This is a genomic window from Planktothrix tepida PCC 9214 (assembly GCF_900009145.1).
GTDB classification, from domain to species: domain Bacteria; phylum Cyanobacteriota; class Cyanobacteriia; order Cyanobacteriales; family Microcoleaceae; genus Planktothrix; species Planktothrix tepida.
Genome location: NZ_LN889800.1, coordinates 17,930 through 38,732, shown reverse-complemented (window position 1 = coordinate 38,732; position 20,803 = coordinate 17,930). Strand labels below are relative to the sequence as shown.

At 38.0% G+C, this 20,803-nt stretch carries 18 protein-coding genes; 9 read left to right on the top strand and 9 right to left on the bottom strand.

Annotated elements, in window-relative coordinates; translation table 11 throughout:
* Positions 1 to 105: 105 nt before the first annotated feature.
* The 4 genes from PL9214_RS12635 to PL9214_RS12620 form a co-directional block, all read right to left on the bottom strand.
* Positions 106 to 843, bottom strand: a complete 738-nt coding sequence (locus PL9214_RS12635) for a DUF928 domain-containing protein (RefSeq protein ID WP_072719168.1) — start codon at positions 841 to 843, stop codon at positions 106 to 108.
* A 211-nt stretch (positions 844 to 1,054) separates the two neighbouring features.
* The gene (locus tag PL9214_RS12630; protein WP_072719167.1) at positions 1,055 to 3,331 is read right to left on the bottom strand and encodes a CHASE2 domain-containing protein; all 2,277 of its coding nucleotides are present in this window, start codon (positions 3,329 to 3,331) and stop codon (positions 1,055 to 1,057) included.
* A 71-nt stretch (positions 3,332 to 3,402) separates the two neighbouring features.
* Positions 3,403 to 4,350 (bottom strand): DUF1822 family protein, encoded by a 948-nt coding sequence (locus PL9214_RS12625; protein WP_072719166.1) that lies wholly within the window; start codon positions 4,348 to 4,350, stop codon positions 3,403 to 3,405.
* A 48-nt stretch (positions 4,351 to 4,398) separates the two neighbouring features.
* Positions 4,399 to 5,046: a hypothetical protein gene (locus tag PL9214_RS12620; protein WP_072719165.1), complete on the bottom strand. Its 648-nt coding sequence runs from the start codon at positions 5,044 to 5,046 to the stop codon at positions 4,399 to 4,401.
* Positions 5,047 to 5,097: 51 nt separating this feature from the next.
* Here PL9214_RS12620 and PL9214_RS12615 point away from each other — a divergent pair, with 51 nt between their 5' ends.
* Positions 5,098 to 7,458, top strand: a complete 2,361-nt coding sequence (locus PL9214_RS12615; protein ID WP_083579997.1) for a CHAT domain-containing protein — start codon at positions 5,098 to 5,100, stop codon at positions 7,456 to 7,458.
* Positions 7,459 to 7,593: 135 nt separating this feature from the next.
* Here the strand turns inward: PL9214_RS12615 and PL9214_RS12610 are convergent, their stop codons facing one another.
* The gene (locus PL9214_RS12610; protein ID WP_072719164.1) at positions 7,594 to 8,289 is read right to left on the bottom strand and encodes a TIGR04283 family arsenosugar biosynthesis glycosyltransferase; all 696 of its coding nucleotides are present in this window, start codon (positions 8,287 to 8,289) and stop codon (positions 7,594 to 7,596) included.
* 168 nt (positions 8,290 to 8,457) lie between these two features.
* Here PL9214_RS12610 and ilvD point away from each other — a divergent pair, with 168 nt between their 5' ends.
* Positions 8,458 to 10,143 (top strand): dihydroxy-acid dehydratase, encoded by a 1,686-nt coding sequence (ilvD, locus tag PL9214_RS12605; RefSeq protein WP_072719163.1) that lies wholly within the window; start codon positions 8,458 to 8,460, stop codon positions 10,141 to 10,143.
* A gap of 92 nt (positions 10,144 to 10,235) precedes the next feature.
* On the opposite strand, the gene PL9214_RS12600 is transcribed toward ilvD, so the two are convergent.
* Both PL9214_RS12600 and PL9214_RS12595 read right to left on the bottom strand, forming a co-directional pair.
* Positions 10,236 to 10,403 carry a type II toxin-antitoxin system PemK/MazF family toxin gene (locus PL9214_RS12600; RefSeq protein ID WP_072719162.1) on the bottom strand — a complete coding sequence of 56 codons (168 nt, stop codon included), beginning with the start codon at positions 10,401 to 10,403 and terminating at the stop codon, positions 10,236 to 10,238.
* The gene (locus tag PL9214_RS12595) at positions 10,403 to 10,657 is read right to left on the bottom strand and encodes a hypothetical protein (RefSeq protein WP_072719161.1); all 255 of its coding nucleotides are present in this window, start codon (positions 10,655 to 10,657) and stop codon (positions 10,403 to 10,405) included. The genes PL9214_RS12600 and PL9214_RS12595 overlap by 1 nt, the downstream gene beginning before the upstream one ends.
* 363 nt (positions 10,658 to 11,020) lie before the next feature.
* On the opposite strand from PL9214_RS12595, the gene PL9214_RS12590 reads away from it, so the two are divergent.
* A complete protein-coding gene (locus PL9214_RS12590) occupies positions 11,021 to 12,736 on the top strand; it encodes an EAL domain-containing protein (RefSeq protein WP_083579996.1) in 1,716 nt (571 codons plus the stop codon).
* A 122-nt stretch (positions 12,737 to 12,858) separates the two neighbouring features.
* Here the strand turns inward: PL9214_RS12590 and PL9214_RS12585 are convergent, their stop codons facing one another.
* The gene (locus tag PL9214_RS12585) at positions 12,859 to 13,458 is read right to left on the bottom strand and encodes a chorismate lyase (protein ID WP_245824241.1); all 600 of its coding nucleotides are present in this window, start codon (positions 13,456 to 13,458) and stop codon (positions 12,859 to 12,861) included.
* 90 nt (positions 13,459 to 13,548) lie between these two features.
* Between PL9214_RS12585 and rnhA the strand changes: the two genes are divergently transcribed.
* The 5 genes from rnhA to PL9214_RS12560 all read left to right on the top strand — a co-directional run bounded on the left by rnhA (position 13,549) and on the right by PL9214_RS12560 (position 16,817).
* On the top strand, positions 13,549 to 14,031 hold the full coding sequence (gene rnhA, locus PL9214_RS12580; protein ID WP_072719158.1) for a ribonuclease HI: 483 nt from the start codon (positions 13,549 to 13,551) through the stop codon (positions 14,029 to 14,031).
* A 99-nt stretch (positions 14,032 to 14,130) separates the two neighbouring features.
* Positions 14,131 to 14,673, top strand: a complete 543-nt coding sequence (locus PL9214_RS12575; RefSeq protein WP_072719196.1) for a Uma2 family endonuclease — start codon at positions 14,131 to 14,133, stop codon at positions 14,671 to 14,673.
* A gap of 93 nt (positions 14,674 to 14,766) precedes the next feature.
* The gene (locus PL9214_RS12570) at positions 14,767 to 15,387 is read left to right on the top strand and encodes a nucleotide-binding protein (protein WP_072719157.1); all 621 of its coding nucleotides are present in this window, start codon (positions 14,767 to 14,769) and stop codon (positions 15,385 to 15,387) included.
* 7 nt (positions 15,388 to 15,394) lie between these two features.
* Positions 15,395 to 16,264 carry a hypothetical protein gene (locus PL9214_RS12565; protein ID WP_072719156.1) on the top strand — a complete coding sequence of 290 codons (870 nt, stop codon included), beginning with the start codon at positions 15,395 to 15,397 and terminating at the stop codon, positions 16,262 to 16,264.
* Positions 16,233 to 16,817, top strand: a complete 585-nt coding sequence (locus PL9214_RS12560; RefSeq protein ID WP_139295049.1) for a hypothetical protein — start codon at positions 16,233 to 16,235, stop codon at positions 16,815 to 16,817. Before PL9214_RS12565 ends, PL9214_RS12560 begins: the two co-directional genes overlap by 32 nt.
* Positions 16,818 to 16,930: 113 nt before the next feature.
* Here the strand turns inward: PL9214_RS12560 and PL9214_RS12555 are convergent, their stop codons facing one another.
* Positions 16,931 to 18,355 (bottom strand): NADP-dependent isocitrate dehydrogenase, encoded by a 1,425-nt coding sequence (locus PL9214_RS12555; RefSeq protein ID WP_072719154.1) that lies wholly within the window; start codon positions 18,353 to 18,355, stop codon positions 16,931 to 16,933.
* A 616-nt stretch (positions 18,356 to 18,971) separates the two neighbouring features.
* Between PL9214_RS12555 and pckA the strand changes: the two genes are divergently transcribed.
* Entirely contained in the window at positions 18,972 to 20,699 is a 1,728-nt protein-coding gene (gene pckA / locus PL9214_RS12550; protein WP_072719153.1) for a phosphoenolpyruvate carboxykinase (ATP), read from the top strand.
* Positions 20,700 to 20,803: the final 104 nt, after the last annotated feature.

Sequence of the window (20,803 nt, the reverse complement as noted above, 5' to 3'; positions counted from 1 at the left end):
TTTATATCCTTTCTCGATATAATTTTCTGGTGTCTTAGATTCCCCTAACTCTCTGGATTAAAAATATCTAATCCCCCTTAGCTTTTAAGGAGGATTTAGAAAGCTCTAATCTTGAGATATAATCGGTTCTTCTGCCAAATTTTCTAATCCTATCGAGGTTAACAACTCCTTCCATTCCTCTAAAATTTGAGGATCTTGGAGTTTTTGCTGTCGCATTGATCCTAACATGGTTAGAGTTTCATACCAGAATTGATTTTGGGCATAAACCTCTATTTGTTCTAAAGGAGTTGTGGATTGTTCTAACTGATTGATTAAGGCTACTGTGGGTGCAACCCGTTGAATGGCTCCTTGCACATAATCATCTTCTGCCCTAATTTTGGGATTACAAATAAAGGCAAATTGCCAAGAATAGGTTTTACCCACTTCTAAACCAGGAACATTTTGAGGGAGTTTAAACTTAATGATTCCAGGGGTTCCTGAAAGGGTTATTTTTTCTTTGAAAATCGCTTCTTCCTGATCATCTAAAAGAATAAATTCAGCTTGAGATTCACCATTCGATTGATAGGGAACATAAACCCAAAATGTCGGGTAGGCGGATAACGTTAAATCTATTTTACTATTAGGAATTATAGCCGTTAATGGTTTCGTTACGGCTGGACATCCTGTTCGACTTCCCGAACCTTCTCGGTTGTCATCTCCTTTTGAATCAGGAGGTGTAAATTCCGTTGCTACTTGCTGGGAATTTGAGGCATTTACTTGTGGAGTTACTAAGTTAAAATCAGCAAAAATAGACAATAAATGAATTGAAAGAAAGGCGAACACTGTCAATTGAGTTAGATTCATAAATGAATACTATTTTTAATACAAAAACATCAAGAAACCGGGTTTCTGATTTTAGTTTGATTTGAGTAACAGAGGTTTATTGAGAAACCCGGTTTCTGGGTTACTTATCTATTGCTAGTTACCGTAAACTTTATGCAAATACTACAAAAATTTATTGTAATACAAGATTTATAGGTTGTAAAGGGGAGAGATTCTTCGATTATAGACCTCACTATTTCAGTCGGATTAACAACGCTGATAATACTAACCCTAAACCGGGTGTTACCAAAGGAACCCAAACTCCCTGAACTAAAAACAACCAACACACCCCATACAGCACACCTGTAGCACTTCCCCCAATCACCAACAACCCAACTTGATCTCGAACAATCCAAGCTAACCCCCCACCCAACAATGACCACAAACTAATCCAGAGGAGTTCAATACTGATAGGCCAAACCGTCATTAACGCACGTCCATCTAATACAGCCGATATAATTTGACTCACCATTTCTGCTTGTAAAAATAACCCAGGAACAGGTTTCTTACTATAGGGAGTAGGCCTAGATTGTACAACGTAAGAAGATGCAATTGTACCAATCAAAACGATTTTATCTTTAATTAAATTAGGGTCTACTTCTTGATTTAAAACCTCTGTTAAGCTTACGGATTTTGCTAGTTTAACGGAGTTACGATAATTTAATAAAATTTGAAACATTTTTATATTATTTTCAACATAAAATCCGACTCGGATTAAGGGTTTAAAAAAGGTATTATTTAAAATAACTATATTTGTATTGTCAATCCGCTCCGGTTTAATCCCTTCCCCCTCAAGATAATTGAATGCGACACGGGTACTAAATCCATAGTCTGTCTTACAATTTTCAGGAGGAGGCATAAACATAATTTGACGACGTAATACCCCATCAGAATCAATTTGAATATCACTAAATCCTATCTGATTAGGACTAGCCTTTGAGGGGGGTTGAGTTCCATCTGAATTATTACTTTTTCCTTGACAAATGACCATGACTTGCTTTGGGTTATCCATTAGGAATTGAGTAAAATCTTTACTACCTGGGGGTTTAGGACGATCTCGATAAACATTTAACCCAATAACTCTTGGTTGATGACGTTGTAAGCTTTTTAAAACTTGGCTCAATTTTTGATCGGTAAGTGGCGATTCTCCGTTTAAATTTTGAATATCATTTTCGGTAATTGTTACTAATAATAATCGTTTGTCCGGTTGTTCAGGAGGACGCGATCGCATTAATTGATCATAAGCGTGTAATTCCCAAAATTCAAACCCTCCTAAAAATCGAAACCCTATAATTAAGATTATAATCGATAAATTAACAGCTATAGGAAAAGAAGATAAAGATTTTAATTTATTTTTAAACAGAGCTTTCTTCTGAGGAATTTGAGGTTTAAATTTTAAGGGTAAAACCGCCGGATTTTGACAAATAACAGGCAACCAACTCGCACAAGGAAACTGATTTTCCAGAATATATAATCGTTCCCTAGCTTCTCGAACTGACAAATAAAAAGAGTCTCCCGATATCAATTTTTGCAGAAAAAATTTAAGAAAATGATGGGCGACAGCATCCGCAACTGGTTCTCGCATTACAATCATTTGAGGAATATTTAATTGGGTGAGTTCCGTTGCAATTCCTAACCCATCACAGGAGTTAAAAATCGCTAAAGTTAACCCTCTCTCAATGGCTTTTTTAAACCCCGGTATTAAGTCTCTAACAGCGACTCGCTCTTGAGGATTAATTACAAATTCTCCCGTTTCTTCGGGGTCAAGACTACAACTATGTCCGGCAAAAAATAGAATATCCCATCCCTGTTGATTCCATAACTGTTCGTCCAATTGTTCACGAGAAGGTTCAACTAAAAATACTGTTTCTACATCGGGTAATGTCGTCAATAATTGACGATCCGTATTCACATCAATACCTCGACTATCTCCCAAAATCGCTAAAATTCTTAGGTGAGTTTTAATTGAATTTGAAGAAAATTGTTGATGATATTCTGGGGTGCTTAAAGCGAATTCGGTTTGAGGATAATCTTGGAGAAATTGCCACTGATGCCAAGGTAAACGGCGAACAGGAATATTATCGGTTTCTAAGATTAATTGAATGCTATCGGAAGGATGTAAAATCGAACGTAATTTTTGATCAATTTTTCTAAACTCAGGAGAATTTAACCAATTATTGAAATAGCTTTTATATTGCTGACAAATATCCCCAAATTCTACTTGAGAAACCTGAGTAATATCTTCTGTTTCTAATTCAATTCTCGGACGAAACGCTAAACTTTGATAGAGACTTTGATACATTAATTGCCAACGACGGGCGATAGCCATTAATTCCGAACTACTCGGTAAACTACCATTAAACTTCATCGGATAGGGATTTCCTGAGTCCAAAACCATGACCGTTACCCCAGGAAAACCTGCGATTAAATCCCCTAACCCTAAGTTTAACAATACAATTTTATCGGTCATTCTATCTCTAATTTTACAGTCTTAATTCAAGTATAATTTGTAGAAACATTGTACACAACATCTCTACAAGTTTAAATTTCAAACGCCTCAGTGATAGCAACTTCACCGAACACTACCTGGATTTGAAATCCTTCTCCAGGTTGTCCCTTAAACCGAGGAAGTTGAATATAATTATCCTGTAAACGAGATGGAACTTCCTGCATTACCTCTTGGGATTCTCCTAGCAAAATTAACCGAACCCCAGGTGGTAAATACAATTGATTTTCCATCGGATACAGTCGAACTCTCACCGCAAATCTGCCATCGGATTCTATATTAAAAGCGACTAATAAAACAACCGTTATCTGTCCTAATTGTACTCCTAAATCGATTAATTTTGCCGCTTGAGTTATTTCCTCTCGATCTCCCGATAAACTCCGCATAGCAAACGCCTGTTGTTCATCGGTAAGATCGGATGAAATCAATTGCCATCCTGCTTCAAAAACATCAGCTAACCACAAACTTAACTGGGCAGGTTTAATCGGAAATTCTAATTGTTGTAATGGGTTTAAATCCGAAAAAAAATCTTCAAAAGGTCGAAATTGTGCTAAAGGAATTTGTTCTTGATTGACCTGTTTAACAAATCCTAAAATTTCCGCTTCTTTTAAAGAATCAAAAATTCTGATAGCCACATAACCGATGCGATTTGTCCAGACTTCCGCCGGAACAAAACAACTTTGCTCTTGTTCTCGTACAGGACGACATTCTAAACGACCCTTTTCCGTGAGTTGTAAATCCGCAATATTGCCTCCTAATTGACAAATCGGATTCCAACTATCACTGGTATTAAGTTCAGTCGAAATTTCCATCCATTGTAAATAAGTATTCACCACCCAAACCGCTAAGGTATTAAAATAAACTTGCTCTCGTTTAGCAGGAGTTGGATGTTGTCGGGCAAACTGTCGTGCTTGTTCGTGGGCGGTTTGCGGAATCAACATCGGTAAGGTTTGATTGTTAAGATGAAAACGATGATTAACCATAAATTAAAGGCTCCAAATTTTTAATGATGACTCCTAAATTTCCTCTTGTTATAGATATCCCTCAGCCTCGCCAAATTTACGCAAATATTTTGTACAATTTCGTTCATAAAAACTGCTGAGAGTAGAGACGGGTAAACCCAATTCTTGAGATAAGTCTTTCCAATTTGTTTCCGGGGGTAAACGTCGTAAAATGAGCAGTTGACAAGTAACATCCTTTCGCCCTCGAATATGATGGTTGCGTAACTCCCCGGTAACATCACTTTCTGCCCATTTTCGCACCGTTTCTAACATCGGTGGAACATCTTCAGGAGCTTTGAGAGTCTCTAAAATATTAATGAATTGATTTTCAACTAAAATTTCATTCGATATCATCCGATTAGCTTGTTCTTGGATTTTACTTTTCTCATTATGTAAAACCCATTTTAGATGGTTATTCAGCCAAGTAATAACACTACTTAATTCAGAATTATAGCATTTTCCTGTAACAGATTCACATAAATTTAAACAAAAAAATAACCAGGTTTTTTGCCATGCGTCTGCATAATAAGATGTATTTTCCTGCCAAAGTTTACCTGATTTTTGAATGACCCGATAAATCTGGGTTAAACCTCGCTGACGTTCTACGGTTTTCGGAGGAAATTGGCAAGTTTGAGCAATAAGTTGCTGCAAATTTTTCTCAAATTTTGTTAAAGACATCTCAAATTAGACTAGGATTAATTTTGAGGTCAGAATTAATTATAAACAAGTATGCGACGCCGAACTTTCTTTTTTTGGTTTTATGGGACATTGTTACTTTCCTTTACATCTTCTCTGGGGATCAACAAACCCAATTCAGCCTTAGCCCTTCCTACCCCGCAGGAAGCGATGAAACTCTATGAACAAGCGAATCAATATATTGATCAAGGAAACTTCACCCAAGCTTTAACAACATTAAAACAAGCATTAAGTCAGTTTCAAGTATTAGGAGATCAACTCAGTGAAGCCGGAATTTTAAATGATATTGGATTAGTATATCGTAATCAAGGTCAGTATGAAACTGCCTTAGAGTATGGGGAAAAAGCCTTAAAAATTCGTCAACATTTAAACGATCAATCTGCGATCGCTCAAAGTCTTACTAATATTGCTCAAGTTTATAGTGTACAAGGGAATTATCCCCAAGCAATAGAATATTTTGAAACCGCTTTAAAGATTGTGAAAAACTTAGGTGAAACCCAATCCCAAGGTTATATTTTAAATAATTTAGGGGGAGTTTACCAAAATTTAGGGCAATATCAAAAAGCTCACTCTTCTTTTGAAGATTCTTTATCTATTTTTCAACAATTAAAGCAACCTCGTGAAGAAGCTATTCTATTGAATAATATTGCGTCTAATTATGTTTATCAGCGTCAATATGAGCCAGCAAAGCCTATTTTTGAAAAAGCATTAGCCATCTCTCAAAAACTTGGAGATCAGCAAGGAATTGCTCAAAATTTAGTTAATTTAGCTGCCGTTTATGACCGTTTAGAACAATATCCGAAAGCCTTAGAATTCTATCAACAAGGGTTAGAGTTAGCAACCCAAGTGGAGGATTTATCACTCATCGGACAAGCGTTCAATAATATGGGAACAGTTTATCGACTTCAACAACAATATGAATCGGCAATTAATTTCTATCAAAAAGCGTTAGAAGTTAGAACACAAATCGGAGAGAAATTAGGGATAACGATAACTTTAAATAATCTAGGAGTTGCTCAATTTCAATCTGGTAAACTTCCCCAAGCCACAGAAACCCTTTATACTGCCATTCATCAATTTGAAACCCTACGTCCGGGGTTAAATGATGAAAATAAAATTGCTTTATTTGAAAGATTTGCCAATACCTATAGTATTTTACAGCAAGTTTTAATAAGTCAAAATCAAATTGAAAAAGCATTAGAAATTTCTGAACGGGGAAGATCCAGAGCCTTTGTAGAATTATTAGCTAAAAATTTAGATCCCGAAGACATCAAAAAAATTGATGTTACTCCTCCCAATATTAATCAAATTAAACAAATTGCTCAAGAACAACAATCAACCTTAGTCGAATATTCGATAGTAGTTGACGAAAAGGGTAAAAATTCTGAGTTATTAATTTGGGTAATCTCACCCACCGGAAAAATTGATTTTCGTTCCGTTGATTTAACACAATTTCCACAGTTAGGAGATAATTTATTAACTTTTATATCCCAAGGAAACCAAGACCAACGAATTAATAATGCTTTAACTGGAATTGATACAGAAGTTTCTAATATTCCTGAGAGAGATATTACTCATAAAAAATTACAGGATTTATACCAAATTATCATTGAACCCATTGCAGATTTACTTCCAAAGACTCCAGAAGAACAGGTGATTTTTATTCCCCATCAAGAACTATTATTAGTTCCATTTGCAGCATTAAATGATGCTAACGGTCGGTATTTAATTGAATCCCATACAATTAGAATAAATCCCTCCATTCAAGCTTTACAATTAACCCGTCAATATCCGACCTTTCAACACAGTTTAAAATCGGCTTTAGTCGTTGGAAACCCAAAAATGCCAGTCAATATTCGGTCTCTTCCTGCTTCTGAAAATGAAGCAAAAGTGATTGCTAATCTCCTCAAAACTCAACCCTTAATTGGAGAAAAAGCGACAGAAACTGCTGTTATTAATTTAATGAAAGATGCTCAATTAATTCACTTAGCAACTCATGGCTTATTCGATGATTTTACAGGATCAGGGCTTCCGGGTGCGATCGCACTTTCTCCTTCAAATCAAGCTGATGGCTTACTAACAACCGCAGAAATTATGAATTTAAAACTCAACGCTAATCTATTAGTATTAAGTGCCTGTAATACCGCCTCTGGAAAGATTACCAGCGATGGAGTCCTAGGATTATCCCGTGCTTTAATAACCGCAGGTGTTAAAAATTTAATAGTCACGTTATGGAGTGTTGATGATCAACGAACAATGGAATTGATGCAAACCTTTTATCAAGAATTCCAGCAAAATCCAGATTACGCCCAAGCCTTACGTCAAGCGATGTTAAAAATGATTAAAACCCATCCTAATCCTAAAAACTGGGGTGCTTTTATATTAATAGGATAACCCCTTTTCTCGTTGCTAGGTTCAACCTAGCAATGCTTATTTGCAGGCTCCGCCTGCTGTTAACTAGAGGCGGAGCCTCAGAAAATGTTATCCCTGGTAGAACCAGGGAACTAGGGGAAATCTGTTTGAAATTTTCTACAATTTACGATACCATTGAGATAATTTTATCGGGGAAATTCCCCAATAATATCCAATCACAACTAATTGATTAATTAACGTCGTTTTGAACACTCCTAACTTTTGCCATCGTCTTCCTGAAGTCATCACAGAACTCGATAAAATCTCAATTTTTCCTAAACGATTTAAACGACGAATTAACTCAAAATCCTCCATAATCGGTTGTTCAGGAAATCCCCCAACTTCCCAAAAAGTAGAAGCTTTAATAAAAATAGCTTGATCTCCGTAGGGCATTTGTAAATATTTTGAACGCCAGAATACCGTTTTTTCAATTACCCTTAAACTGAATTCAGGAGCATTAATTTTTAATTGAAATGCTCCCGCAATTATGTTAGAATTAACCCAAATCTTTCTAACGTCCTGTTCAAACCCCAAAGGTAATTGAGTATCCCCATGTAAAAATAATAAAATCTCCCCCGTTGCTATCTTTGCTCCTGCATTCATTTGTAGTGCTCGTCCCCGTTGGGTCACAATGACTTTCACCCCCAAACCTTGGGCAATCTCTACCGTATTATCCTGGCTTCCTCCATCCACAATAATCATCTCTATATTTTCTGCATTTTGAATCCCAGAAATCACCGACTCAATATTTTCGGCTTCATTTAAAACCGGAATAATAATTGAAATTTTTGCTATCGCTGGATTAAAATTCATCAATGGATTACTCAGCCAATTAGGTCAATTCATAAAATCCTTGATAATTTATCACGTTTTCTGAGATAATAATAACGACATCAAAAACGGGTTTACAGCGAGGAACAACGCTACAAAAAAACGTCGTTGAACCGTTGGAGCACAACCCACAAGTCCGAGGAACTATCCATGTCCGATAACTTTAGAAGTCAAACTATTACCCAAGGAACTCAACGCACTCCCAACCGTGCTATGTTACGGGCGGTGGGATTTGGAGATCAAGATTTTACCAAACCCATCGTTGGAATTGCGAATGGTTACAGCACCATTACCCCCTGCAATATGGGGATTAATACCCTAGCATTACGCGCAGAAGCCGCCCTCAAACAAGCGGGAGCGATGCCACAAATGTTCGGAACAATTACCGTTAGTGATGGCATTTCTATGGGGACTGAAGGAATGAAATATTCCTTAGTTTCACGAGAGGTTATTGCTGATTCAATTGAAACCGCTTGTAACGCCCAAAGTATGGATGCAGTTTTAGCAATTGGCGGTTGTGATAAAAATATGCCGGGGGCAATGATTGCGATTGCTCGTATGAATATTCCGGCTATATTTGTATATGGTGGAACGATTAAACCCGGACATTATAATGGTAAAGATTTAACCGTTGTTAGCGCCTTTGAAGCCGTCGGACAATATAGTGCTGGAAAAATTGATGATACAGAATTAATTGAAGTGGAACGTCGCGCCTGTCCAGGGGCGGGTTCCTGTGGGGGAATGTACACCGCAAATACCATGTCTTCCGCTATTGAAGCGATGGGAATGAGTTTAATGTATTCCTCTACAATGGCGGCAGAAGATGAGGAAAAAGCCGAAAGTACAGAAAAGTCGGCTTATGTGTTACGAGATGCTATTAAAAATCGCATTCTTCCTCGTCAAATTCTAACAAGAAAAGCCTTTGAAAATGCGATCGCTGTAATTATGGCTGTCGGCGGTTCAACCAATTCAGTTTTACATTTATTAGCCATTGCCAATGCCATTGGGGTTGAATTAACCATTGATGATTTTGAAGAAATTCGCGCTAAAGTTCCGGTTTTATGTGATTTAAAACCCAGTGGTCGTTATGTCGCCACAGATTTACATAAAGCGGGTGGTATTCCGTTAGTCATGAAAATGCTATTAGAAAAAGGCTTAATTCATGGCGATGCCTTAACAATAACAGGGAAAACTGTAGCCGAACAATTAGCTGATGTTCCCTCCGAACCTAGCCCCGACCAAGATGTAATTCGTCCTTGGAATAATCCCATGTATGCTCAAGGACATTTAGCCATTTTAAAAGGCAATTTAGCCACAGAAGGTTCCGTTGCTAAAATTACAGGCGTTAAAAATCCTGTGATTACTGGCCCAGCACGGGTTTTTGAATCCGAAGAAGAATGTTTGGATGCAATTTTAGCCGGAAAAATTAACGCTGGCGATATCATTGTTATCCGTTATGAAGGGCCGAAAGGCGGGCCAGGAATGCGGGAAATGTTAGCACCAACTTCGGCAATTATTGGGGCGGGTTTAGGCGATAAAGTCGGATTAATTACTGATGGTCGTTTCTCTGGAGGAACCTACGGAATGGTGGTCGGTCACGTTGCTCCAGAAGCGGCAGTTGGCGGTAATATTGGTTTAGTTCAAGAGGGAGATAGCATCACAATTGATGCCCATCAACGGTTACTGCAAGTTAATATTTCCGATGAAGAATTAGCCCAACGTCGTCAAACTTGGCAAGCTCCAAAACCTCGTTATACGAAAGGAGTTTTAGCCAAATATGCAAAATTAGTTTCATCTAGTAGTGTGGGGGCTGTGACGGATTTAAACTTAGGTTAATTCTCTTATAACCAGGCGTGAAACCCTCATGATAAGGCGTTCACGCCTCATAAAAAAAGTTTAATTTTTAATGACTGACTCCAAAATTTACTTTATTCTTGATCTTCATATTCATCAAGTTGTAATGTATATTCTAATGCTGCTACAGTTGTAGTAAAGCGGTCAAGCGTATTTCTTTGAACAACAATAACGGGTCGAATACCTGCTTGTTCTGAACCGCGACTTGGATTCAAATCAGCTAAATAAACATCTCCCCGCATCACTTAACATCCTCTTGGTGAAGCTGATACAAATAATCGCTTAAAATCCCTTCTGAATAAGCTAAATCTTGATCAGCAAACTCAGCTTTTATATCCGCAGCTTCTTGATCAGAAATACTATCCCAATCCTGAAATTGTTGTTTTTTATGTAATAAAAGTGCATATTTCAACACTTCCTCTTGCTTAGATAAGGATAATTGGGATAAGACTTTCAACAGTTGGGATTGGACAACATCAGGTGTTTTTGTGATCATCAAACCAACCTAACTAAGATTTTAAACAAACTTGATAGATTTTAGATCCTATAGATCAATTATAACCCATTTTTATTTTAGAGGAAAAAACGATACCTATGGTAAGCTGCGAAGATCGTAACTCAACACCTGTTGTTGGGCTTTAACCCTCTATTCTAGCTAAGACTTATGCAATATAGTTAACTTATCGACGGGTTTTCTAGCTAAATTTCCCAAAGCCTCTTTCAAAAAGATACCTTAATGATTCGGTCTGGGGTGATATCATTGACCTCAATCAAGTTAGATTACTTTTAAAAAGCAAAAAATAGAGTCATAATACGAATAATGAATTTTCCCTTCTTATCATAAAGTCCACCAAATTCCATGAGTTTCAAAATGCTAGATGAAATGATTAATCTCCAAAATGCGATTATTCCTGCTTGTGCTGTCGTGACACCCGATACACCTCTGTTACAGGCACTCATGGCAATGAATCAAAGCAATAAACAACAATGCTTACTCTCAGAAGCCCCTAATTTGGTTGAAAATTCAACTCTTCCTTCTCACTCTCCTGGATGTGTATTGGTGATGGAAAATGAAGAATTAGTAGGAATTTTAACAGAACGAGATACGGTTAAATTAGCAGTTAAAGGGGAAAATCTTTCTCAAACAACGGTTAAAGAAGTGATGGTAAAACCCGTAATTACTTTAAACCATGAAGAATTTACGGATGTCTTTGTGGCTTATAATATGATGCGTCGCTTTCAAATTCGCCACTTACCCATTCTTAATCAACAGAAAAAAGTTTTAGGTTTAGTCACCTTAACGAGCTTGCGACAAGTTTTAAATTATCACCATTTTTTAAGGTTTCGTCAAGTTTCAGAAGTCATGACTCGTCATGTCATGACGGTTTATCCCTTTACCCCAGTTCGAGAAGTTGCCCAAATTTTAGCTCAATATAATATTAGTTGTATTGTTGTTGTTGTCGAACAAGAAGGGCTTTTATATCCGGTCGGAATTGTCACAGAACGAGATATTTTACAACTGCAAGCTTTAGAACTGACTTTACAAAATCTCACCGCCGAGACAGTCATGAGTTTTCCTTTATTTTCAGTTAAATCCATAGAAACTTTATCAACAGCACAGCAAATTTTACAAAAACATAAAATCAGACGATTAGCTGTCGTGGGTGAACAAGGAGAATTACAAGGAATTATAACTGAGAGTAATTTAGTTCAGGTCTTAGACCCTTTAGAATTGTATGGAATTTTAGAAATATTAGAACGAAAAGTCATGCAATTAGAAGAATGTCGAATTATCTTACTCACCAAACAAGATTTAGAATTAGCTAAAGCCTTAGAAAATAATGAATTTAGTCTTTACTATCAACCTCAAGCTGATTTAAAAACGAGGGAAATTGTGGGTGCGGAAGCATTAATTCGGTGGATATCTCCTCAAAAGGGAAATATTTCGCCGGCGGAATTCATTCCCATTGCTGAAAATACAGGTTTGATTATACCTTTGGGTAAATGGGTCTTACGAACTGCCTGTACTGAAGCTGTTGCTTGGAAAAATGCTGGACTTCCTCCGATTGAAATTGCGATTAATATTTCCGCTCAACAGCTTGAAGATGAGAATTTCGTATTAGATGTGAGATCAATATTAGATCAAACAGGCTTAGAACCTCAACGATTAAAATTAGAATTAACAGAAAGCGTCCTGGTTCATAATATTAATTTAACTTTAGAAAAATTTAAACAGTTACAGGAATTAGGAATTGAAATTGCTATTGATGATTTTGGAACAGGTTATGCTTCTTTAAGTTATATTCAAAATTTCTTATTTGATATTTTAAAAATTGATCGTTGTTTTATTAAAAATATTACTCAAAATAATAAAAATTCTGCTATCGTTTCTGCGATTATTCGCCTCGCTCGTCAGCTTAATTTTAAAGTGATTGCTGAAGGAGTCGAAACTCAATTAGAACAAGATTTTTTAGCGCAACAAGGTTGTGATTTCATTCAAGGGTATTTTATTAGTCCTCCTCTCCCTTTTGAAGAATTTTGTGAGTTTTATTGGGATTATTCTAAGCTGAAATAGACGGGGATAGAGAGCAAATCCAGAGGAGGGAATTATTAACTTTTGAAACCAAAATTAACAGGCAAGATGCCTGTTCCACAGATCTATTCTTCTGTCAACAGTAAACAGTAAATAGCCAACAATTAACAGTTTCCTGTCTGTCCTAAATATTGAGTTAAATAAGGGGAAAAAACTTCATAAATTAAAGTTAACGGTTTGCCATGATGCCAAAATAAATAATGACGTCCCCAAAATGGCCCTGATTCGCCAAAGGCTAATTCTAAGGCTTTGCTATCGCCATAATAAATTCCCTGCACATCCCGATACAGTTCCGTCCGTAATCGTGCTAAACTTGCCCAGATGGGTAACGACCGATTTTGTAAATATTCATCAACATGACTGGCTTCCCACCAAGAAGTTGCGTAAGCTAACCGTTGTCCTGATGCGGTTCTTAACCACACTTGACGGCGCACACGGGGGCCAGGAACGGCTAAAATCTGCTCTGGGGCATTATCCGTACTGATGCCAATGGCTGACATATCAATCACATCAACCTCTGTGGGTTCCCCGGTTAACAGTTGTAAATGTCGAGTCGGAGAACCATCTCCTAAGAGTAAAATTTGCCAAGGGGGAGACAGTTGACTGTGGGGTAGTCCTTGTTTAACAATAGCTTCATCCCCCTGCCATCGACACCGAAGACGATGCCAAGCAGTTGGTTGAGTAACGGGTTCGAGTCTTCTAATACTGGCAGTCAAGGGTATGCAACAAAACTTAACGTCTGTTGTTTATGATAGCGCAACGGATGTCAGGTGTCAGGTTTCAACGATGAGATTATGAACGACAATTTAAAAGAAGTTACAATTTATACCGATGGAGCCTGTAGTGGCAATCCAGGGCCAGGAGGATATGGCGTCGTGTTAATGTATGGCCCCCATCGCAAGGAATTATCGGGGGGTTATCAACTTACCACAAATAATCGCATGGAATTAATGGCGGCAATTGTCGGATTAGAAGCTTTAAAGTTTCCTTGTGCTGTTAATTTATATACGGATTCTCGCTATTTAGTGGATGCAATGTGCAAAGGATGGGCGAAGAAATGGCAACAAAATGGTTGGAAACGTAATCCAAAAGAATCTGCTAAAAATCCCGATTTGTGGGAAAGATTACTCAATATTTCTCAACAGCATCAAGTTCAATTTCTCTGGGTGAAAGGTCATGCTGGAGATGAAGAAAATGAATGTTGCGATCGCTTGGCAGTTAACGCTTCCCAACAACCCGATTTACTCCCGGATTTGGGTTATTCACAAGAGAATTAATCCCGTTAATTTAGATTGAATTAGATCAAGATAGGATAAATTTATATCCCGATTTGATATAATAATATTTGTCAGTTCTGCCAAGGCGAATGAATGAATATGGCGATCGCTACTGTCACAGAAACAGAAACCTTTTCCCTAGAAGATTTTATGGCAAATCCTCCCGATCATCAAGAGTGGGTGGATGGACAATTGGTGGAGACAACCGGAATGACAATTAAACATAGCCAGATTCAATGTCGGTTAGGTCGTTATTGGGGAAATTACGCAGTTGAATCAGGACAAGGAGGAGATGCTTATACAGAGCTTCCCTGTCGTACCTTAAAACAAGGTCGCCGTCCTGATGTGTCCTATCTCACACCGGAATTACTAACACAATTTGGGGAGTTTCCCACCTTACCCCAAAGTCCTCCCCTCCTCGCTGAAATTGTGTCTCCCAGTGATGCGGCGGAGGATTTATTTGCTAAAGCCAGTGAATATTTAGAGTCCGGTTGTCAGGAAGTTTGGTTAGTTTTTCCTGAAAATAAACGAGTTTTAATTATTACAGAAAATCAAACCTTAGCGTTTAAAGCTGGCGATATTGTTAATACACAAATTATTTTATTAGGATTTAGTCTTGAAATTAATCAATTATTTGGTTAATTGAGCTATAATATTTCTTGTTTACAAACTTAAGGTACGTTTATTACTAGCCTAATCCAGAAATGGATTACATTACCAGAGGAATACAGTACAGTGATCAAGATAGTCGTCAATGCAACTAAGGGTGGAGTAGGAAAAACAACAGTAGCAACGAATATTGCTCTACTACTTGCCCAGCAAAACAAACGTGTTTGGGCTTTAGATCTTGCAGGGAGAGGCCGCATGGCAAGGTTTTTGGAATCTACCAGTTACTTCAATAACAGTACCAATAAAATCGATATTCCAGAAACAGAGACTTTACCCGATTCTTTCTCAGGAGCATCAGATTACGATTTTCTAGTTGCTGATACTGATGACTACTATAAAGTTCCTGCTACTATTGTAACACAACGAGGTTGGAGATTGATCATTCCAATTGTACCTGATGATTCGGTTGGGGTAGAAGATATAGTAGAGGAAACTGCATCCCTTTTAAATTTTGGTCTTCTGACTAACTTAGTTCCAAGGGCAAGAATTGTAGTAAATAATCGTCATCATAATGATAATTATGAACAACTTTACCACCAAGTATATAAACAAGTTGAGGCTGCTTCTATTGATGAATTTTTGTCAAATCAATGGTTGCCATTTGTAAATTTATCTCCGTTCGATTTTACATCTGATGAAGTTTTCTCAAAAACTTTGGGTTCTGTTCTCTCTGAGCTTGGGATTTAAAAAAATTATGTCAAAGCTAACTGAAACTCTAAGCAACAATGTACAAAATCACTTAGACAATATAACTATACGATTCTCTACTCAACAGTTAGATCAAGACTTATTAAACCAATTAGGTATCTATTTATGCACGAAAGCATCAGAAAAGTTAATTGAAACTGCATTGGCTTTAGCTTGTGGGTATTACATGGATATTGATAAAGCCATTATTAGCCAAATCAAATATAAGCCTGCTCAAAAACTCGAAGGGATCATATCTAAGAGATCTCAAAGTGAAACTGAAAAAGAATTACAAAAAGTTGATGTTCCTCGATGGATAGTGCTAATTGTAGGCAGCACCGAAATCTACTCTACGAATCATCAAAATTTTGTGACTGTAGAAGATGCTATTAATGTTATATTCAAAAATGTAACTAAGACTCTTAACAACAAAATTCAAGAATCTTCAGGGAATTTAACTCATGTAACTATAAGATTCTATGCTGAACGATTAGATCAAGACTTATTAAATCAATTAAGGAGCTATCTATGTACCGAATCCTCAGTAAAGTTAATTGAAACTGCATTTGCTATGACTTCAGGGCATTACATAAATATTGAGCCAAGCATTATTGATCACTTCGATAAAACATCTATTAGCCAACTACTAAACATAGTATCTCAATCATCTCAAAGTCAGACTGAAAACAATTTGCAACAGACTGATATTCCTCAATGGATGGTGAAAATTTTATACTCCAAAATCTACCCTGAAAACGCTCTAGGGCCTCTGGCTACTGTAGAAGATGCTATTAACACAGTATTTCGTTTGTGTATTAATTTATTAAAAAAACCGCTAGGTAATAATGATGGGAAAACTACAAAGAAAGCTAGTTGAAAATTTAATTTCTCGTAATCCAACCGAAAAAAGGGAGATTGGAAACCGAATTGTTCGTGCTTTAGGAGGCGACCCAACTCCACAAGCTACAGGATTACCTCGTCGGCGTGGTACTGGTGACGGAGGTATAGATGGAAGAATTCCAATTCTCATCAGACAACGTGTGATTACAGAAAAGTTGAAACGGAAACCTGATGGTACACAATTCCCGGTCAGCATTGCTAAAAGCGAATTTGAGTTGGTTGAAGCTCAAGCAGGTTTTAATATTAAGATTGAGCGAGACAGCTTTGAAAGGGATACAATTAACGCTTTTGTAGAAAACTTAAGGCGTGAAGGAATGTTTGCGGGTGTGATTGTTACTGCAAGTGGGCTTTGCCCAGATGCTGAATCTGAGTTGCAACGACACAATAATAATGATATGGATTTATGCCATATTTTATTAGAAGATTTATTAAGTGGAAATATATCCTGTAAGGAGATCAAATTTGTGGTTGGTGATCTTGTAGAACAACTTCGAGTTAGCCTCCGAGAATATATTACTTCTAATATCTAAATTCCTTGATAAAGTAATACTTTTTTACCCATTTATGGGTGTTGTAAAAACACTGTGCGTAAAAGTTTTACAACACCCATCAATATTGGATATCTTAAGGATTTAATCCTTCATTAATCATCGAAATGTTTAATAATTGCATCGGCAAATTCTGAACATTTCAACGGTTCAACGGGAGGCTCCATTAATCGGGCTAAATCATAGGTGACTTCTTGATTTGCGATCGCACCACTTAACCCTTTTTTAATTAAGTCTGCCGCTTCTTGCCACCCCATATATTCTAACATCATCACCCCCGATAAAATCAAAGAACCCGGGTTAACTCGATCTAAACCTGCGTGTTTAGGTGCTGTGCCATGAGTGGCTTCAAAAATCGCACATTCATCGCCAATATTTGCCCCTGGCCCCATACCTAAACCTCCGACCATTGCAGCCGCTGCATCCGATAAATAATCCCCGTTTAAATTCATCGTAGCCAGAATAGAATATTCATCAGGACGGGTTTGAATTTGTTGGAAAATACTATCAGCAATACGGTCATTGACCATAATTTTCTCCTTCCATTTCCCATTACCATGCGTTTCCCAAATAGCATTGAGAACCCCTTCTACTTCTTTACAAATTTCAGCTTGTTTTTCCGGTGTTAAGGCATCATAACCGGGTTCAATTTGACGAGCATTGTTTTCTAAAGACAGATCAGGATTTTTCTCTTTATTTCCTAAAATCCAAGATTCCCGTTCTGTAATACATTCGTTGCGGAATTCCGTTGTTGCTAATTCATAACCCCAATCTCGGAAAGCCCCTTCGGTGTATTTCATAATATTACCTTTATGCACCAACGTCACCATTTGTTTATTTTTAGGCAGACGCAAAGCCTGATAAATGGCACGACGAACTAACCGTTGAGAACCCGTTTTACTAATCGGTTTAATCCCAATTCCAGAATCGAGGCGAATTTGTTTTTTCCCATGTTCAGGAGTCGCCGGAATTAATTCGGTATTGAGAATATTAATTAATTTTTCGGCGATTTCCGTTCCCTGACGCCATTCAATTCCTAAATAAATATCCTCGGTATTTTCCCGATAGATAATCACATCTAATTTTTCAGGGGTTTTATGAGGAGAAGGAGTTCCGGTGTAATATTTACAGGGACGAACACAGGCATATAGATCATGAATTTGCCGTAAGGCCACATTCAAAGAGCGAATGCCGCCACCGATGGGCGTGGTTAATGGCCCTTTAATTGCCACTCCATATTCCCTGATGGCGGTGGTGGTGTCTTCGGGTAAATATTGATAAGTACCGTAGAGTTCGCAGGCTTCGTCCCCAGCGTAGACTTTAAACCAGCTAATTTGACGTTTGCCGCCGTAGGCTTTAGCAACAGCCGCATTCAGAACTTTTTCTGTAGCCGGCCAGAGGTCAATTCCGGTGCCATCTCCGCGAATGAAGGGAATAATTGGATTATCAGGAACAATGGGTTCGCCGTTTTTGAAGGTGACTTTCTCGCCTGTGGTGGGTGGAGTAATCTTTTCGTACATATTCTTGACTTGAGATGTAGATAACGATGCACCTTATTTTGTCATGATTTTTTACATAAACCCCCAGGACTACCTGAAAAATTTTAGTTTTTTGGGGTAGGATTAGGATTAAGTGGTATTTTGTTTCTAATTTGTATCAGGAAATACTGACATTTGCATACTCATAGAAAATTTAATTGCAAAACCTGCATCTTGCATTATTTCTTAAGGAATTGCAAAAAAAATACAAGAAACTTTTAAAGAAAGTTAATGTTCTGCCAGGGAAAACTGTGTATGATGATGAGTAGCGAAAGTTCATGGAACTGAATTATTTTTTTCACGAACTCAAGGCAACTGTCAACAAGGGTTAAGTTAAAGATCAAATATCAAACTCGTCCTAACTGAATATTCAGAAGTCAACGCTCCCAAATCGGGAATAGCAACGGTTAAACTAGCAACCTGAAAACTAAAATGATACACATGATTTGAACATCACTAACTCAGTCATAATCGAGTTTGTAAGTTCAGTGATTCTTCAATTTTTCACCCTTCTTCATTTTTATTAACAGGCAGGATGCCTGTTCCACAATCCTAGAAAATTTCCTATCAACCTCTTATTTATTGGAGACTAGAAACAATGGAAACCACAAATACCGTTAATCACAATGTCTATCAAGATGTGTCTTCTTCAACTTTAATTAATAATCGATTAGCCGAGCAGGAAGGTGCTTTTCCCACAAATAATACGACTAAAAAATATTCAGAACACCCAAATTTATTAGAATTACCCCATTATGGATTAGAAGAATTAGGACTCAGAAACCTAGGTCATGTTTATCGCAACTTACCCATTCCTACCTTAGTTGAACATTCCATAGCTCGTGCTGAAGGCATTCTCGCAGCCAATGGATCTCTATGTGTCAAAACCGGAAAATATACCGGACGTTCACCCCATGATAAATTCATTGTCGATGAACCCGAAAGCCGGGATGAAATTCACTGGAGCAAAATGAATGTTCCTATCCCGGAATTCAATTTTGATCGTCTGTATCGTCGGGTTCGGTCTTATGTTCAAGGACGGGATTTATACATTTTTGATGGCTATGTGGGTGCTGATCCTCACTATCAATATGGTGTACGAGTCATTACAGAACGAGCCTCTCAAAGTTTATTTGCCCAACAATTGTTTATTCGCCCCACCGCCGAACAACTCAAAACCCATCACACTGATTTTACCGTAATTGCCGTTCCAGGGTTACACGCCGATCCTGAAGATGATGGCATTAATAGTGAAGCGTTTATCGTCCTGAATTTATCGAAAAAAATGGTGATCATTGGGGGATCAAAATATGCCGGAGAAATCAAAAAATCCGTGTTCTCCCTGATGAACTACTTTATGACTAAAGCCGATGTGCTACCCATGCACTGTGCCGCCAATATGGATGCAGACGGACACACCGCCCTATTCTTTGGTTTATCGGGAACCGGAAAAACCACCCTCTCGGCTGACCCCGAACGCTATTTAATTGGAGATGATGAACATGGTTGGTCAGATCATGGGGTGTTTAACTTTGAAGGCGGTTGTTATGCCAAAACCATTAAACTGCGTCGGGAACAGGAACCGCAAATTTGGGATGCGATTCGGTTTGGGTCTTTAATGGAAAACGTGGTTTTAGACCATGACACCCGTGTTCCTGATTATGATGATGGCAGCTTAACGGAAAATACCCGCGTTGCCTATCCCATCGAGTATATTCCTAATGCAGTGATTCCAGGGATTGGTCGCCATCCAAAAACAATTATTTTCTTAACAGCAGATGCCTTTGGTGTGCTACCTCCCATTGCCAAACTCACGAAAGAACAGGCCATGTATCACTTCATGTCCGGTTATACCAGTAAAGTCGCCGGAACAGAACGGGGAATTAAAGACCCAGAAGCCACCTTTTCCGCCGGATTTGGCAAATGCTTCTTACCCTTGGCTGCGTCAGTCTATGCCAAATTATTAGGGAAACGATTAGAAGAACACCCCGAAACCAACGTCTATTTAGTCAATACCGGATGGTCGGGTGGCGCCTACGGAGTCGGACAACGGGTTCCGATCTCCTATACTCGCGCTATGGTCTCGGCGGCAGTCAATGGAACCTTAGACAACGCCAAGTTCTATCCCCATCCGATTTTCAAAGTGTTAGTACCCGAAAATATCCCAGGAATTCCTTCTGAAATTTTAGATCCGGTACAAACCTGGAAGAATCCCCAAGCCTATCAAAAACAAGCCAAACAATTAGCGCAGTTATTTGTGGACAACTTCAAGAAATTTGAAGGGGTTCCTGAAAGTGTTCTGGAAGCTCAACCGAATCTTAACTAAGTTAAGCCCTAGTTAGAGCTTTAACTCTACACGCCTAAATTAATCTTTGATCTAATTTTACCCCCTGACTGTATCCAGGGGGTTTTTACTACCCTAACTTATAG

Excerpts from the sequence above, each read along its gene's own strand:
- PL9214_RS12635 (WP_072719168.1), bottom strand. The coding sequence starts at position 843 with ATGAATCTAACTCAATTGACAGTGTTCGCCTTTCTTTCAATTCATTTA.
- PL9214_RS12630 (WP_072719167.1), bottom strand. The coding sequence starts at position 3,331 with ATGACCGATAAAATTGTATTGTTAAACTTAGGGTTAGGGGATTTAATC.
- PL9214_RS12625 (WP_072719166.1), bottom strand. The coding sequence starts at position 4,350 with ATGGTTAATCATCGTTTTCATCTTAACAATCAAACCTTACCGATGTTG.
- PL9214_RS12620 (WP_072719165.1), bottom strand. The coding sequence starts at position 5,046 with ATGTCTTTAACAAAATTTGAGAAAAATTTGCAGCAACTTATTGCTCAA.
- PL9214_RS12615 (WP_083579997.1), top strand. The coding sequence starts at position 5,098 with ATGCGACGCCGAACTTTCTTTTTTTGGTTTTATGGGACATTGTTACTT.
- PL9214_RS12610 (WP_072719164.1), bottom strand. The coding sequence starts at position 8,289 with ATGAATTTTAATCCAGCGATAGCAAAAATTTCAATTATTATTCCGGTT.
- ilvD (WP_072719163.1), top strand. The coding sequence starts at position 8,458 with ATGTCCGATAACTTTAGAAGTCAAACTATTACCCAAGGAACTCAACGC.
- PL9214_RS12600 (WP_072719162.1), bottom strand. The coding sequence starts at position 10,403 with ATGCGGGGAGATGTTTATTTAGCTGATTTGAATCCAAGTCGCGGTTCA.
- PL9214_RS12595 (WP_072719161.1), bottom strand. The coding sequence starts at position 10,657 with ATGATCACAAAAACACCTGATGTTGTCCAATCCCAACTGTTGAAAGTC.
- PL9214_RS12590 (WP_083579996.1), top strand. The coding sequence starts at position 11,021 with ATGAGTTTCAAAATGCTAGATGAAATGATTAATCTCCAAAATGCGATT.
- rnhA (WP_072719158.1), top strand. The coding sequence starts at position 13,549 with ATGAACGACAATTTAAAAGAAGTTACAATTTATACCGATGGAGCCTGT.
- PL9214_RS12575 (WP_072719196.1), top strand. The coding sequence starts at position 14,131 with ATGGCGATCGCTACTGTCACAGAAACAGAAACCTTTTCCCTAGAAGAT.
- PL9214_RS12565 (WP_072719156.1), top strand. The coding sequence starts at position 15,395 with ATGTCAAAGCTAACTGAAACTCTAAGCAACAATGTACAAAATCACTTA.
- PL9214_RS12560 (WP_139295049.1), top strand. The coding sequence starts at position 16,233 with ATGATGGGAAAACTACAAAGAAAGCTAGTTGAAAATTTAATTTCTCGT.
- PL9214_RS12555 (WP_072719154.1), bottom strand. The coding sequence starts at position 18,355 with ATGTACGAAAAGATTACTCCACCCACCACAGGCGAGAAAGTCACCTTC.
- pckA (WP_072719153.1), top strand. The coding sequence starts at position 18,972 with ATGGAAACCACAAATACCGTTAATCACAATGTCTATCAAGATGTGTCT.